The 13,860-nt window shown below is 69.9% G+C and carries 10 protein-coding genes; 3 read left to right on the top strand and 7 right to left on the bottom strand.

Annotation, left to right across the window (positions count from 1 at the left end; genetic code table 11):
- Both ACEN9Q_RS14625 and ACEN9Q_RS14620 read right to left on the bottom strand, forming a co-directional pair.
- Positions 1–2,157 (bottom strand): PEP-CTERM sorting domain-containing protein, encoded by a 2,157-nt coding sequence (locus ACEN9Q_RS14625; RefSeq protein ID WP_495625089.1) that lies wholly within the window; start codon positions 2,155–2,157, stop codon positions 1–3.
- Positions 2,158–2,348: 191 nt separating this feature from the next.
- Positions 2,349–3,989: a Na+/H+ antiporter gene (locus ACEN9Q_RS14620; protein WP_495625088.1), complete on the bottom strand. Its 1,641-nt coding sequence runs from the start codon at positions 3,987–3,989 to the stop codon at positions 2,349–2,351.
- Positions 3,990–4,109: 120 nt separating this feature from the next.
- Here ACEN9Q_RS14620 and ACEN9Q_RS14615 point away from each other — a divergent pair, with 120 nt between their 5' ends.
- Complete coding sequence (locus tag ACEN9Q_RS14615; protein WP_495625087.1) at positions 4,110–4,595, top strand: DUF3016 domain-containing protein; 486 nt, start codon at positions 4,110–4,112, stop codon at positions 4,593–4,595.
- Between the two features lie 84 nt (positions 4,596–4,679).
- On the opposite strand, the gene ACEN9Q_RS14610 is transcribed toward ACEN9Q_RS14615, so the two are convergent.
- Positions 4,680–6,920: a hybrid sensor histidine kinase/response regulator gene (locus ACEN9Q_RS14610; RefSeq protein ID WP_495625086.1), complete on the bottom strand. Its 2,241-nt coding sequence runs from the start codon at positions 6,918–6,920 to the stop codon at positions 4,680–4,682.
- A gap of 5 nt (positions 6,921–6,925) precedes the next feature.
- The gene (locus ACEN9Q_RS14605) at positions 6,926–8,095 is read right to left on the bottom strand and encodes a pyridoxal phosphate-dependent aminotransferase (protein WP_056435891.1); all 1,170 of its coding nucleotides are present in this window, start codon (positions 8,093–8,095) and stop codon (positions 6,926–6,928) included.
- A 228-nt stretch (positions 8,096–8,323) separates the two neighbouring features.
- Between ACEN9Q_RS14605 and ACEN9Q_RS14600 the strand changes: the two genes are divergently transcribed.
- Positions 8,324–8,683, top strand: coding sequence for a hypothetical protein (locus ACEN9Q_RS14600; protein ID WP_157201704.1), 360 nt, complete (start codon positions 8,324–8,326; stop codon positions 8,681–8,683).
- Between the two features lie 53 nt (positions 8,684–8,736).
- Positions 8,737–9,342 carry an isochorismatase family protein gene (locus ACEN9Q_RS14595; RefSeq protein ID WP_495625085.1) on the top strand — a complete coding sequence of 202 codons (606 nt, stop codon included), beginning with the start codon at positions 8,737–8,739 and terminating at the stop codon, positions 9,340–9,342.
- A gap of 127 nt (positions 9,343–9,469) precedes the next feature.
- Here the strand turns inward: ACEN9Q_RS14595 and ACEN9Q_RS14590 are convergent, their stop codons facing one another.
- Genes ACEN9Q_RS14590 through ACEN9Q_RS14580 form a run of 3 tightly spaced genes read right to left on the bottom strand, consistent with a single transcriptional unit; the run spans position 9,470 to position 13,714 of the window.
- Complete coding sequence (locus ACEN9Q_RS14590) at positions 9,470–10,972, bottom strand: tetratricopeptide repeat protein (protein WP_495625084.1); 1,503 nt, start codon at positions 10,970–10,972, stop codon at positions 9,470–9,472.
- Between the two features lie 4 nt (positions 10,973–10,976).
- A complete protein-coding gene (locus ACEN9Q_RS14585; RefSeq protein WP_495625083.1) occupies positions 10,977–13,238 on the bottom strand; it encodes a xanthine dehydrogenase family protein molybdopterin-binding subunit in 2,262 nt (753 codons plus the stop codon).
- Complete coding sequence (locus ACEN9Q_RS14580) at positions 13,235–13,714, bottom strand: (2Fe-2S)-binding protein (protein WP_495625082.1); 480 nt, start codon at positions 13,712–13,714, stop codon at positions 13,235–13,237. Before ACEN9Q_RS14580 ends, ACEN9Q_RS14585 begins: the two co-directional genes overlap by 4 nt.
- Positions 13,715–13,860 lie beyond the last annotated feature (146 nt).

Raw genomic sequence — 13,860 nt, 5'->3', positions numbered from 1 at the left:
TCAGTGCACGGCGACGTAGCGGACGGCGCCGCTGGCAAGGACGTCGTACACCGACGTATCGACCGTGTGCGTGCCCGCAATGCGGGGCGCGCCCTGGATCTTCTTGAGGTCGATGACGGCGAGCCAGCTCGGCGTGCCGGTCGCCCAGTCGGCGATCACGCCGTAGGCGCGGCCGTCGTTGGGGCTCGTGTAGGCCGTGATGGTGTGCGGGTCGAAACCGGCCGTGAAGGACGCGCCGTCCGGCGTGTTCGGCAGGTTGTTGACGACCGCGTAGTCGACGAGGGCCGGGACCGTGCCGCCGGTGGCCGGCGTGGCCGGCAGCTGGAACACGGCGAAGCTCTGGCCGCCGAACTCGCCGGTCAGGATCCCCATGTGCTGGCCGCCCGGCGCCACCGAGATGCCGGAGATGCCGGCCGCGAAGGAGCCGTCGAGCGTCACGACGTTGTGCGGCGACGTCCAGCTGCCGATCCCGCTGCCGGAACCGGGTATGAAGCTGGCCTGGTTCAGGTCGGCCATCGACACGTTCGACGTGAACTCGTTCGACGCGAGCGCGATGCCGGTCGTGCAGTCCGATGCGCTCGAGTCATATTCGCCGCCGCCGCCGATCGTGCTGTTCTCGAATTCCGTCAGCAGGTCGCCCGCGCTGGAGAGCCGCACGAGGCCATAGCTGTTGTCCTCGCCCGGGGTCAGCAGCAGGTTGCGGCCGGCGTCGACCGAGATGTTTTCGGACACGATGTGGCGCAGGCGCAGCGGCGTGCCGAACGCGTTGGTGGCCAGGTTCAGCGCCTGGATGCCGGAGCCGGACGCGCTGTCGGACAGGCCCACCGTGATGTAGGCGGTGTTCGTCAGGCCGTTCACGGCCACGCCGCAATTGCGGCAGCCGCCGCCGGAGAAGAACGCGTTGCCGGTGGCGCTGCTGAGCAGGGTATTGGTCAGCGTGTGGCCGTTGATCAGGTACACGTCGTTCGTGTTGGCGGTGCACACGGCCTGGCCGGTGCTCGGGTTGGACGAGCAGGAATTCACGATGCCGGCCGTGGAAATCGACGTGGGTGCGCCGGCGCCTTCGATCGGTACGACCTGGATGCCGGTCGCGCCGCCGCCCCACCAGCCGTTCGGCACGTAGGCGGTGACCGTCGGGCCGAGCGCGACGGCCAGTGAGCTGGTCGGCAGGCACGAGTTGAGCGTCGTGTTCGACGTCGTCACGTTCAGCACGGAGCAGTTGGTGCTGGCGAACGCCCCGGCGCCGCTGCCGCCGGACAGCGAGACGTAATACGTGCCCTGGTTGAGCGCGGCCGGGATCTGGAAGCGGACCTGGGACGTGCTGCCGATCACGGGAATGATGGACGACGCCGGCGTGATCGCCTGGCCCGCCACCGGGCCGCCGACGGCACAGGTGGGGGCGATCGTCACCATCACGCCGGCCGGCGCCACGGCGGGCAGGCCCATCGCCGTGACCTTCACGAACGACACGCCGACGACGCCGCTGCTGGGAATCGACGCGGCCGCGAGCTTGACGGGAATCGCGGCCGACGCGGTGCCCGCGCCGGCGAGCAGGGCGACCAGCGCGGCCGAGCGGGCGCGCCGGCGCAGGCCGAACGCGGCGGCGCCGATCAGGACGAGCCAGGCCGACGACGGTTCCGGCACGGTCACGGTGCCCGGTTCGTGGACGTAGATGACGCCGAGCGCGCCGTCGTCCAGCGCCGGACCGTGGATGTCGCCGAGCATCACGGGGCTGAAGGCGGCGTCGATGTCCATCATGGTGCCGGTGCCGGGATCGATCGAGGTCGGACCGACCAGCCCCGACAGCGTCGCCGCCACGGGCAGCGTCGTACCGCCGATCGCGACCGTCGGACCGTCGAGCGACATGCCGTCCACGCTGAGCGTGAAGTCGGACAGGCCGAACGTGTGGGTGGTGCCGTCCGAGAAGGTGACGAGCAGGTTCAGTGCGTTGAAAGCGAGCGGCGTGGCGACCGGGAAGTCCGGGGCGAGCGCGTTGGGACCGGTGAGGTTGGCGATGTCGAACTGGGCCGTGGTGCCCGAGGTGACGTCGAACGACATATAACCGATTGCGATGGGGCCGGCCGCGGCCCACTGCGAGAACAAGAGCACGACGAGCGCGCCCAGCCATCTGACGCTGAGACTGAGTTTCCCAAACATAGTGATCTCCCTATTTATTGGTATGAGCGAAATCAAAGACTTGGTACGGTCCTGCGGTTAATTATTGAGCAAGATTCACACCATGTTGGATAACTGAATGTAATCAGCGTCTTACAAATATCGGGAATGTGCGTTGTAAAGACAGTCGACAGTGCGCCATGCGGGCAGGGTCGCAGCGAGGCCGGGGCGGTTCAGTCCAGCTGGTAGCGCGCTTCCAGCAAGTCGATCTGGCGCAGCAGCTTGCGCGCCGTCTCGTCCGAGATGTCCATGCGGCGCGCGAGGCGCAGCACGGTGTCGCGCTCGGCGTTCAGCGCGAGCAGCCGGTAGGCGCGTTCCGTGCGCAGCTGGGCCTGGGCATCGCCGTTGCCGCCCGCCGCGCCGGCCGCGTCCAGGCGGTGCCGGTACAGCCGCAGCACGTGGCCGACGGCCTGGTCGCGCGCAGCGGGAGCGGCATCCGCGCCGGTCCGGCCGTCGGCCTTTTGCGCCTGTTCCAGCGCGGCGACGGCGGCCAGCGTGGCCGCGCGGCGGGCGTCGTCCTCGCTGCACGGCGCGTCCGGTTCGTCCGGCATCCCGAGGCCGCGCAGCAGGGCGGGCAGCGCGGCACCGGCGACCAGCAGCGAGACGACGATCACGCTGGCGGCGAGGAAGATCGCCAGCTGGCGCGCGGGGAACGGGGCGCCGTCCGGCAGGGCGAGCGGCAAGGTCATCACGCCGGCCATCGTCAGCGCGCCGCGCACGCCGGACACGGACGTCGCCAGCATCACGCGCAGCTTCGGCGCAAACGCCTGGCGGCCGAGGCGGCGCCGGTTCAGGAGGGTCAGCTGCAGCGAGATCCACACCCACGCGAAGCGCAGCAGCAGGAGGCCCAGGCTGAACGCGAGGGCGCGGCCGGCGAGCCACCACGGGTCGAACGGCTGGCCGCCGTCCGGGTGGAGGGCGCCGCGCGCGATGTCCGGCAGTTGTTCGCCCAGCAGCACGAACATGGTGCCGTTCAGGGTGAATTGCAGGGCGTCCCAGATGACGTTGCGGCGGATGCGCGTGCCGGGCGTGGCGCCGCCCGACAGTTCCAGGTAGCTCATCGTGACGCCGGCCGCGACGGCCGCCAGGATGCCGGACGCGTTCAGGCGCTCGGCCACGAGATAGGCGCCGAACGGCGTCAGGAGGTTGATCAGCACCGGCACGCCGTCCTCTTCGCCGAAGCGGCGCTGCAGGATGCCGTGCGCGCGCGTGATGGCGAACGTGATCGCCACCCCGGCCGCGATGCCGGCCAGCGCGATCCACAGGAACGACAGGCCCGCCCGCGCCAGCGAGAAGTGCCCCGTCACGGCGGCGGCGACGGCGAAGCGGAAGCAGACGAGGCCACTCGCATCGTTGAGCAGGCTCTCGCCCTCGATGATGTGCTGCAGGCGCGGCGGCATGGGCACGCGCGCCGTGATCGACGCGACGGCCACGGGGTCGGTCGGCGCCACGATGGCGGCCAGCGCGAACGCCACCGCGAGCGGCATCGCGGGGATCATCCAGTGCAGCAGGTAGCCGGCGCCGACGACGGTGAACACGACGAGGCCGAGGGCCAGCTCCAGGATCGTGGCCTTGTCGCGGAACAGGCCGATCTTGGGGATGCGCCAGCCGTCCACGAACAGCAGCGGGGGCAGGAACAGGAGGAAGAAGATGTCCGGGTCGAGCGCGACGCCGTGGCCGAAGACGCCCGCGATCACGGCGCCCAGCACGATCTGGATCAGCGGCAGGGGCAGGGCCACGGGCAGCACGCGCGCCACGTAGCCGCTGGCGATCACGGCGACGAGCATCGCCAGGACGACTTCGACGGTCTCCATATCATCTCCTCGGTCAGGACCGATGATAAGGGATGGGGCGGATGAGCGCGGCACGGCAGGCCGGCGAACCGGCGTATAGTTGCCGGTATCGTTGTCGGATCAACCGACCGGAGAACGACCATGGACATCCGCATCGCCGCATTGCTGGGCATGGGCCTCGTGGCCGGCGCAGGCGCCGCATCGGCCGCCGTCACCGTCCACTACGTCCAGCCCGAACGCTTCACCGACCTGCCGCGCGCGCCGTGGCAGCGCACGCAGGCGCTCGACGATTTCAGGAAGCATTTCGAGACGCTGGGCGCGGCTCTGCCGCCCGGGCAGGACCTCGCCATCGACGTGCTCGACATCGACCTGGCCGGGCGCGAGCAGCCAAATGGCCTGGGCAGCGACGAGCTGCGCATCATGCGCGGCGGCGCCGACTGGCCGGCCATGCGCCTGCGCTACACGCTCAGCGAGGGCGGCAAGGTCGTCGCGAGCGGCACCGCGCAGCTCAGCGACAAGGGGTACGCGGACCACATCAACACGTATCCCCGCGACGCGCGCTGGCCGTACGAGATGCAGATGATCGACGAATGGTGGAAGAAGACGTTCGGGGCGCCGCGGCGGTGACGTGCGGAGGCCGCCCACCCTGCGCGATTTACGTAACCGTAGGGTGGGCACCCCGTGCCCACATGACGCCGGCATCCCGCGCACCTAGCGCCGGATGTTCGCCTCCGCGGCGGCGGCCAGGATGTCCGCCAGCTGCGTCGTATTCACCGGTTTGACGAGGTAGTGGTCGAAGCCGGCCGCCATCGACGCGTCGCGGTCCTGCTGGCGGCCGTAGCCGGTCATCGCGATCAGGGTGGCGCCGGCCGCCTGCGGCAGCAGGCGCAGGCGGCGTGCCAGTTCGTTGCCGTCGAAGTCGGGCAGGCCGATGTCGAGCAGGCAGACTTCCGGCACGAACGACTTCGCCAGTTCCAGCGCGTCCGTGGCGGAATACGCGACTTCCACGCGGTGGCCGCCGGAACGGAGGAACAGCTGCAGCGTGTGCACGGCGTCCACGTTGTCGTCCACGAGCAGGATGCGCAGCGGTACGGCGCCGTCGCCATGCGGTCCGCCGACGATGGGCGCCGCCGCCAGCACGACGTCCTGCGTGTAGCGGGGCAGGCGCACGGTGAACGTGGACCCCTTGCCCAGGCCGGGACTGTACGCCCTCACTTCGCCGCCATGCAGCTCGACGAGGCTTTTCACGAGGGCCAGGCCGAGCCCGAGGCCGCCCTGCGAACGGTCCGGCGTGCGCTCGGCCTGGGTGAACAGGTCGAACACGCGCTCGACGAGCGCCGGCTCCATGCCGATGCCGTCGTCGGCCACCGTCAGCACGTAGTCGTTGCCGTCGGCTTCCACGCGCAGCTGGATGGTGCCGCCTTCGGGCGTGTACTTGGTCGCGTTGTTGAGCAGGTTCGCGCACACCTGCACGAGGCGCTTGTGGTCGCCCTTGACGTAGGCCGGCATGGGCGGCAGTTCGATCACGACGCGGTGGCGCCGCGCCGCGATCAGCGGGCGGATCTGCTCGGCCGCGTCGTCGACGACGCGCTTGAAATCCAGCACCTGGGTCGACAGCGAGACGAGGCCGCGCGTGACCCGCGACACGTCCAGCAGGTCGTCGACGAGACTCGTCATGTGGTCGACCTGGCGCACGATGATGGAACACGTCTGCGTGATCTGCGCATTGTCCGAGTGCAGGAGCTTGAGCAGGTGGGCGCCCGTGCTGATCGGCGCCAGCGGGTTGCGGAGCTCGTGCGCGAGCATGGCGAGGAATTCGTCCTTGCGCTGGTCGGCGGCGCGCAGTTCGCGCTCGGCCAGCGAACGGGCCGTCTCCTTCTTCTGCAGCGCGGCGGCCATGCGGTCCAGCGCCTGGGCCAGGTTGCCGATCTCCTCGTGGCCGTAGGCGATGCCGGAGCGCGCTTCCAGGTCGCCGGCGGCGATGCGCTCGGCGGTGCCCATCAGCTTGCGCACGCGCTGGACGATCAGGACGTCGCCCACGAGCCACGCGGCCAGCATCGCGAGCAGCGTGGTCGCCGCGAGGCCGAGCAGGGACATGATCTGGTCATGGCGCGCGGCCGAGAGGATCGTCTCGGTGGGGATGCCGATCGTGACCGTGTAGTCGGTCAGCGCGGGCGCGCCCACGCGGGCGAAGGTGTGCAGGCGCTCGACGCCGTCGTCGCCGCGGATCGTCACGGCGCGCTGGCCGGCCGTGTTCAGCGCGTCCAGCGTGGCGGGCGACAGCCTGGTGCCGAAGAAGCGTTCGGGATCGGGGCGGCGCGAGATGATGGTGCCGCGCGCGTCCGCCGTCGCCAGCACGGAGCCGGGCGGCAGGTTGATGTCGTTGATGAAGGTGTCCAGGCCTTCGAGGTCCATCGCCGCGAACACGACGGCCAGCACCTTGCCGCTGCGGTCGATGACGGGGTAGGTGAGGTTGATCGTGTGCTTCTTGATGACGCGCCCGAACACGTAGTCGCCGGCAATGAAGCGGCGTTCCGAGATGGCGCGGCGGAAGTGGCTGCGGTCGCCCAGGTTGACGGGGTGCAGCAGCGGCACGGCGCTGCAGGTGACGTCGCCGTTCAGCTGGATGAGGCCGAAGTTGACGAAGCCCTCGTTGCGGTCGAGGACGTCGGACAGCAGCGACGTGCACTTGGCCGTGTCGCCCATCAGGTCGGGGACGCTGGCCAGGTCCACGAGGATCTGGCGCGCGCCCTCGATCGACTGGGCTTCGTTGGCGGCCGCCATGCCCGTCAGGCGGCGCAGGTTTTCTTCCGATGCCTTGATGGCATGTTCGCGTTCGCGGATCCCGGACAGGATCGTCATCACCGCCAGCGGCGTGATCGCCAGCGCAACCAGCAACATGAGCCGGCTGCGCAGGCTGTTCAGCCGGAAGCGGCTCAAGCCAGATGTCATCTTATCTATCTTCTATCTGCCGCCTTGTGGGCAGCAAACGCATCACCAAATTCGATTATCCTGCGGATGCCTTCGCGCAATGTCGCCACGTCGTCGGAAATATAGCCGAGCCGGATATGGCCCGGCACGCCCAGCGCCTCGCCCGGCATGACGGCCACTTTATGTTCCTCCAGCAGCGCATCGGCAAAGCCGACGGTGTCCAGCGTCAGGCTGCGCACGTCTCCCCACAGGTACGGACCGGAGGCCGGCGCGTGCATGACGATCCAGGGGACCTCGGCAAACAGCCGCACCACCAGGTCGCGCCGTTCACGGTAATCCGCCATCATCGCGCGCGGCGCACCGGTCGCGAATGCGACCTCGAGAGCGACCTGCGACAAATGGGGGGCGGCAGCCGTGATCGGACCTTGCAGCGTCTGCATCGCGTTGACCACTTCGGCGGGCGCCAGCGCAAAGCCGACCCGCCAGCCCATCATGGCATAGCTTTGCGAGGCCGAAAACAGCGTCACCACGCCGATCTTCCGCCAGTCGCACAATGCCGCCAGGCTGGTGTGTCCGCCGTCGAAGATCAGGTGTTCGTAGCTTTCATCCACGATCACCCGGGCCCCGATGCGCTCCACCCATGCACGAAGGTGTTCCAGTTCCCGGCGAGTGTACACCTTGCCGGTGGGATTGTGCGGGTTATTGATGATGACGATGTCGGGCTTGCCCAGCCCGTCCAGCAGCGCGGGCGTGATTTCCTCGGGGAGGTCGACGAGGATGGGGCGCAGGCCCAGCAGTTGTGACGTAGCAACATAGGCCGGCCAGTGCGGCTTGAACACGAGCACGGTGTCGCCGGGGTCGCTCAATGCATACAGCGCTTCGTACAACCCCTGCTTGGCGCCATTGGTGACGATGATCTCGTCCGTGTGGACCTCGAGGCCGTTTTCCTTGCGCAACTTGTCCGCCAGGCTGACGCGCACGTCGAGGGCGCCGACCACGCTCGTGTACGGCATGATGCGGCGGCGCTCGATCGCCGCGGCCACCGCGTCCAGCACCGGCCGGGGCGCCGGGAAGTGCGAGATCGCAATCGAAAAATCGATCACTGACTGGCCCTCGCTGCGCAGCGTTTCCACGCGCCCGTGCATGGCGGTGGTGGCGAGGGGGCGGGATGAAGCAATCCGGGCTGAAATTTTCATTTTATTCTCTTGGGAGTGATGTTATTGAAAAGTCATGAAGCGCGGTGCTACGGCTGGGGTGTTGCCAGATTGTACTAAATTGGCGGAATCATGCCGCACGTGTGGAAAATAGCGCGGGAGAACCTACGATTGGAACAGGGTACGACATCCGGGCCGGTCGCGGCGGGCGCCGTGCGCCACGGGATTCTGGTACGGTGATTGCAAGCGCATATCATGCAGGAGGACACCATGCAGCAAGCCATCATCCGCACGTTCAAGCACGTCACCGTCGCCGAGGCGGCGCGCATCGAGCTGCTGGCCGCCGGCATCGCGGCGGACGATGTCGCGATCGACGTCCGCGTCGACGAAAGCGGACCTGTCCAAGGCAATTTCACGGTCGGCGACGCGCCCTCGGTGACGGGCAAGACCGCCTATTCGCACACCTACGCGCCCGTCGCGCAGGACGACGTGCGCGACTGCCAGGTCACGGTGAACGCAGCCGACGCCGCGCTGGCCGAACGGGCCGCGGCCATCCTCGACCGGCTCGGCGGGCACGATCCCGACCCGGCCGCCGCCGCCGCCATCGCCGCGCGGGAGACGCGGCACTGAAGTTTGCGCGACAATAGGGCATCGCGGCTCGCCCGCTTTATCTGGAGAACAGCATGAGTGCGATCCACCTCGACAAGCGTGACGCCTTGCTCGTGATCGACATGCAGGCCGATTTCCTGCCCGGCGGCGCGCTCGGGGTGGCGGGCGGCCACGAAGTCGTCGCGCCCATCAACCACCTGATCGAGCTGTATCGCGCGCAGCAACTGCCCATTTTCGCGTCGCGCGACTGGCACCCGGGCGACCACTGCTCGTTCCAGGCCCAGGGCGGACCGTGGCCACCGCACTGCGTGGCGGACACGCCGGGGGCCGCATTCGCGGCCGAACTCGCGCTGCCGGACGACGCCGTCGTCATCTCCAAGGCCGCCACGGCGGCGGCCGACGCCTATTCCGCGTTCGGCGGCACCGACCTGGCCGCGCAATTGCGCGAGCGCGGCGTGGAGCGCGTCACGGTGGTGGGCCTGGCCACCGACTACTGCGTGCTGAACACCGTCACGGATGCGCTCGAAGAGGATTTCACGACGCTGGTCGTGCCGGAAGCCATGCGCGCCGTGGACGTGCGGCCGGGCGACGGCAGCCGCGCGCGCGACCGCATGGTCGCGCGCGGCGCCGTGCCGGTGCGGCTCGGCGAGTTCGGGATGGTGGCCTTGTCCGTCGCGTAGGGTGGGCACCCTGTGCCCACGCGGTGATACGCGAGGCGCGATATATCGTGTCCGTGCCGGCCGGAGGGTAAAGATACGTCGTGTCCGTGCCGGCGGACGCTGAACGCGTGGGCACGGCGTGCCCACCCTACGACAGCAAGATCAGGTAACCGGGAACGTCGCGTCCATGGTCGCGGCGCAGCGTCGCCGCTTCGGTCGCAATGACGTCGAACCCGGCCGCCCGCGCGGTGCGCCGCACGTAATCCGGCGCATGCGCGAACCGGTTCGAGGGCTGGAGCGCATAACCACGACCGCCGCCGCCGTCCAGCGCCTCGCAGGAAAATGCGAACAGCCCGCCCGCGCGCAGCACGCGCCGCACGCGCGCGAACAGCGGCGCCAGGTCCCCGATGTACACCAGCACGTCGGCCGCGACGGCGAGGTCGCACGACGCGGGCCGCTCCGCGAGCCAGTCGACGATGTCGGCGCACGCCAGTTCATCGTACAGGCCCAGGTCCGCGGCCTTGTCCAGCATGCGCTGCGACAGGTCGATCCCGGCGAGATGCCGCGCCAGCGGCCGCAGGAACGGCGCGCACAGGCCCGTGCCGCAGCCGAGGTCCAGTACCGATGCCAGCGGCGGCGCCGCCAGGCGCGGACGCAGCAGCGCCTCCAGCAGCGCCGGCGTGCGGTAGGCGAGCACGTCGACGAGGTGGCGGTCGAACCGTCCGGCATACTGGTCGAACAGGCTTTTCACGTAATCGGCGGGCGCGGCGTCCGGCTGGTCGGCCTCGCCCAGCGCGGCCAGCGCGAAGCGGACCTCGTTCGCGTTCGCACCGAGCGCGAGGGCGCGGCGGTACGCGTCGACGGCCGCGTCGCGCTGGCCCAGCGCGCGCAGCGTGTTCGCGCGGTACTGCTCGGCCAGCGCATAATCGGGACGCGCGGCCAGCGCCCGCTCGTAGCTGTGCAGCGCGCCGGCGAGGTCGCCTGATTTTTTCAACGCCGTGCCGCGCGCGCACCACGTTTCCGCCGCCTGCGGGGCCAGCGCGAGCGCGCGGTCGTAGGCCTCGACGCTGGCCGCGTGGTGGTCCAGCGCCTGCAGCGCATGGCCGAGCGCGACGAGGGCGTCCGCGTGCGCGGGCCGCGCCGCCCGCGCCTGTTCGGCGCTCGCCGCCGCGTCGGCGTGGCGGCCCAGGTCGTGCAGCACGATGGCCCGGTGGCACCACGCATCCGCCATCGCCGGGCTGATGCCGAGGGCGCGCTCGTAACTGTCCAGCGCTTCCGGCAGGCGGCCGAGCCGGCGCAGCGTGTTGCCGCGGTTGTCCCACGCGAGCGCATAGCCCGGATCGATGCGCAGCGCGGCCTCGTAGCTGGCCAGCGCCGCGTCGACGCGGCCGAGGTCCTGCAGCGCGGCCCCCAGGTTGCAGTGGGCGCGCGCCTGGTGCGGATCGGCGCGCAGCGCTTCCTGGATGAATTCGACCGCGCGCGCTGGCTGGCCGCGCTGGCGCTCGATCACGCCCAGCAGGTGCAGCGCATCGAACTGGCGAGGGGCCGCCGCCAGCACGCGCCGGTACAAGGCCTGCGCGTCCTCGAGCCGGCCCTGCTGGTGCAGCCGGACGGCCTGGCCCAGCAGGTCGGACACGTCGCCCGTCGTCACGCCGTCAGCTCCAGGACAGGTCCGCCTTCGCGAGCGGCAGTTCGCGCACGCGCTTGCCGGTGGCGGCGAAGATCGCGTTGCAGACGGCCGGCGCGAGCGGCGGGAACGCGGGTTCGCCCAGGCCCGTGACGGGATAGGCCGTCTTGAGGAAGTGCGCCTCGACCTTCGTTGGCGTGTCCGGCATGCGCAGCAGCGGATAGTCGTGGAAGTTGCTCTGCACGACGCGGCCCTTGTCGATGTCGAGCGCCGGATACATCAGTGTCGACAGGCCGTCGATCACGGCCCCCTGCACCTGGTTCTCGGCGCCGGACAGGTTGACGACCTGTGCGCCGATGTCGGCGACCACGACGACGCGGTCCACGCGCAGCCGGCCTTCCTTCGACACCGTCACCTCGGCCACTTCGGCCACGTAGCCGCGGTGGCTGAAGTGGAACGCGACGCCGGCGCCCTGGCCGCGCGCGAACGTGCGCTGGCCCCAGCCGGATTTCTCCGCGACGGCTTGCAGCACGGCGCGCATGCGCCCCACGTTGTACGGCACGCCGCGTTCGCCGGTGCCGGCCACGAGGTCCTTGTCGCCCAGCAGGTCGAGGCGGAACGCTACGGGATCGCGTCCGGCCGCATGCGCCAGCTCGTCGATGAAGCTGTGGAACACCCACGCGAACACATTGCTGCCCGGCGCGCGCCACGGTCCCATCGGGATGCGGCATTCGAGCGGCGTCTGTTCGATCAGGCAGTTGGCGAGCCAGCGGCCGGGGAATTCGTCGCCGGACAGGTTGGCGCCGCTGCCCGCAAGCAGCACGCTGGCCGTGCCGCCGTCGCTTTCCTTCCTGTCGACGCGGTTGGCGAACGTGACGAAATGGTCGTGCCAGGCGACGACCTTGCCCTGCGCATCGACGCCGCCGCGCAGGAAGTGGAAGCCGCCGGCGCGGAAGTGGTCGTGCTGCAGGTCGTCCTCGCGCATCCACGTCAGCTTGACGGGCGCCTTGACCCGTTGCGCGATCGCCGCCGCCTCGACGATGAAGTCGGACGACAGCCGGCGCCCGAATCCGCCGCCGCTGCGCGTGATGTGGAGGGTGATCTTGTCCTTCGGGATGTTGAAGGTGGCGGCCGCGAGGGCCTGGCCCGCGCCCGGGTTCTGAGTCGGCGCCCACAGCTCGAGCGTGCCGTCGGCCGGCTTGAACCACGCCGTGCAGTTCTGCGGTTCCATGCTCGCGTGCGAGATGAACGGATAGACGTAGTTCGCCTCGACGGTGCGCGCGGCGCCGGCGAGGGCGGCATCGACGTCGCCGTCCTTGCGCAGCACGGCGGCGCCGGGCTGGCCGCTGGCGGCCTGCGCCTGGGCGACGAAACCCGCCCAGCTGTGGCGCGCGCCTTCGCCTTCGTCCCACGTCACCTGCAGTTTTTTGCGGGCGCGGAAGGCGTTCCACGTCGAGTCGGCGACGATGGCGACGCCGGGCCGCAGCCCGTTCAGGTTTTCCGTGCCCTCGACGATGAACGCCGCCTTCACGCCGGGCATGGCCTTGACGGCGGCGAGGTTGGCGTCGACGGGACGGCCGCCCGGCACGGGGCATTTCACGTACGTCGCATACAGCATGCCGGGCAGGCGCGTATCGATGCCGAACAGCGGCCGGCCGCTGACGACGAGCGCGTTGTCGACGCCGCCCACGCGCGTGCCGAGCAGGCGGTACGTGGCCGGATCCTTCAGCACGACGCCGGCTGCGAGCGGCACGGGCAGGGCGGACGCGGTGCGCACGAGCGCGCCGTACCCCAGCGTGCGGCCGCTGGCGCCGTGCACGACGGCCCCGTTCTCCGCGCGGCACTCGGCCTCCGCCACGTTCCACGTCTGCGCGGCCGCGCGTACCAGCAGCGTGCGCGCGGTGGCGCCCAGGCGGTGGAAGTTGTCGTAGTTGGCCGGCGTCGACGTCGACCCGCCGGCGCCCTGCGACCCGTAGATCGGATTCAGGTCGCCCTGCACGACGCGGACCGCTTTCCAGTCGACCTCGAGTTCCTCGGCCAGCACCATCGGCAGCGACGTCTTGATGCCCTGGCCGATTTCCGGCTGCTTGGAGACGAGCGTGACGCGCCCGTCCGTGCCGATGCGGATGAAGGCGTTCGGCATGAAGTCGCCGGCCGCGGCGCCGGCCTGGCCGTCGTCGGACAGCGCGGCGACGGCGCCGTCGGCCTGCACGCCGAGCAGCAGGGCCACGCCGGCGCCGGCCGAGCGGCCGAGGAAGCGGCGGCGCGCGGGGGAGGCGGGCCGGCTCATGCCTTGCCCTTGCCGGCGCCGGCGATGTCCGCCGCCCGGTGGATGCCGGCACGGATGCGCACATAGGTCGCGCAGCGGCACAGGTTGCCCGCCATCGCGTCGTCGATCTGGGCGTCGGTCGGACGCGGATGCTGTTTCAGCAGGGCGCACGCCGTCATGATCTGGCCGGCCTGGCAATAGCCGCACTGCGGCACGTCCAGTTCGGTCCAGGCCTGCTGCAGCGGATGCATGGCGCGCGCGTCCAGCCCTTCGATGGTGGTGATGCGGCGCTTGCCGACGCTGCTCACCGGCAACTGACAGGCGCGCGCCGGCTGGCCGTCCACGTGCACGGTGCAGGCCCCGCAGGCGCCGACGCCGCAGCCGTATCTCGTGCCGACGAGACCGAGGGTATCGCGCAGCGCCCACAGCAGCGGGGTATCCGCCTCGACGTCGACGGCCTGGGCCTTGCCGTTGACGTGCAGTGTGTATTTACTCATGTCCTCGCGGGATCGTTATCAAGTTGCCGGGCCTAAAGTGCAATGCTAAACCAATCCGCCCGGTCAAGAGCAAGGGAATTGATGTTTTGCTTCGTATTAGTAGAAATTCAAGCGGTATGACATACTGGTACGGCCCGATGCGTAGC

The sequence above is a fragment of the Massilia sp. Masssp93 genome (assembly GCF_059491295.1).
The sequence above is the reverse complement of the archived record's forward strand: the minus strand, read 5'-3'. Positions and strand labels throughout refer to the sequence as shown.

Excerpts from the sequence above, each read along its gene's own strand:
- ACEN9Q_RS14625 (WP_495625089.1), bottom strand. The coding sequence starts at position 2,157 with ATGTTTGGGAAACTCAGTCTCAGCGTCAGATGGCTGGGCGCGCTCGTC.
- ACEN9Q_RS14615 (WP_495625087.1), top strand. The coding sequence starts at position 4,110 with ATGGACATCCGCATCGCCGCATTGCTGGGCATGGGCCTCGTGGCCGGC.
- ACEN9Q_RS14605 (WP_056435891.1), bottom strand. The coding sequence starts at position 8,095 with ATGAAAATTTCAGCCCGGATTGCTTCATCCCGCCCCCTCGCCACCACC.
- ACEN9Q_RS14580 (WP_495625082.1), bottom strand. The coding sequence starts at position 13,714 with ATGAGTAAATACACACTGCACGTCAACGGCAAGGCCCAGGCCGTCGAC.
- ACEN9Q_RS14585 (WP_495625083.1), bottom strand. The coding sequence starts at position 13,238 with ATGAGCCGGCCCGCCTCCCCCGCGCGCCGCCGCTTCCTCGGCCGCTCG.
- ACEN9Q_RS14610 (WP_495625086.1), bottom strand. The coding sequence starts at position 6,920 with ATGACATCTGGCTTGAGCCGCTTCCGGCTGAACAGCCTGCGCAGCCGG.
- ACEN9Q_RS14620 (WP_495625088.1), bottom strand. The coding sequence starts at position 3,989 with ATGGAGACCGTCGAAGTCGTCCTGGCGATGCTCGTCGCCGTGATCGCC.
- ACEN9Q_RS14595 (WP_495625085.1), top strand. The coding sequence starts at position 8,737 with ATGAGTGCGATCCACCTCGACAAGCGTGACGCCTTGCTCGTGATCGAC.
- ACEN9Q_RS14600 (WP_157201704.1), top strand. The coding sequence starts at position 8,324 with ATGCAGCAAGCCATCATCCGCACGTTCAAGCACGTCACCGTCGCCGAG.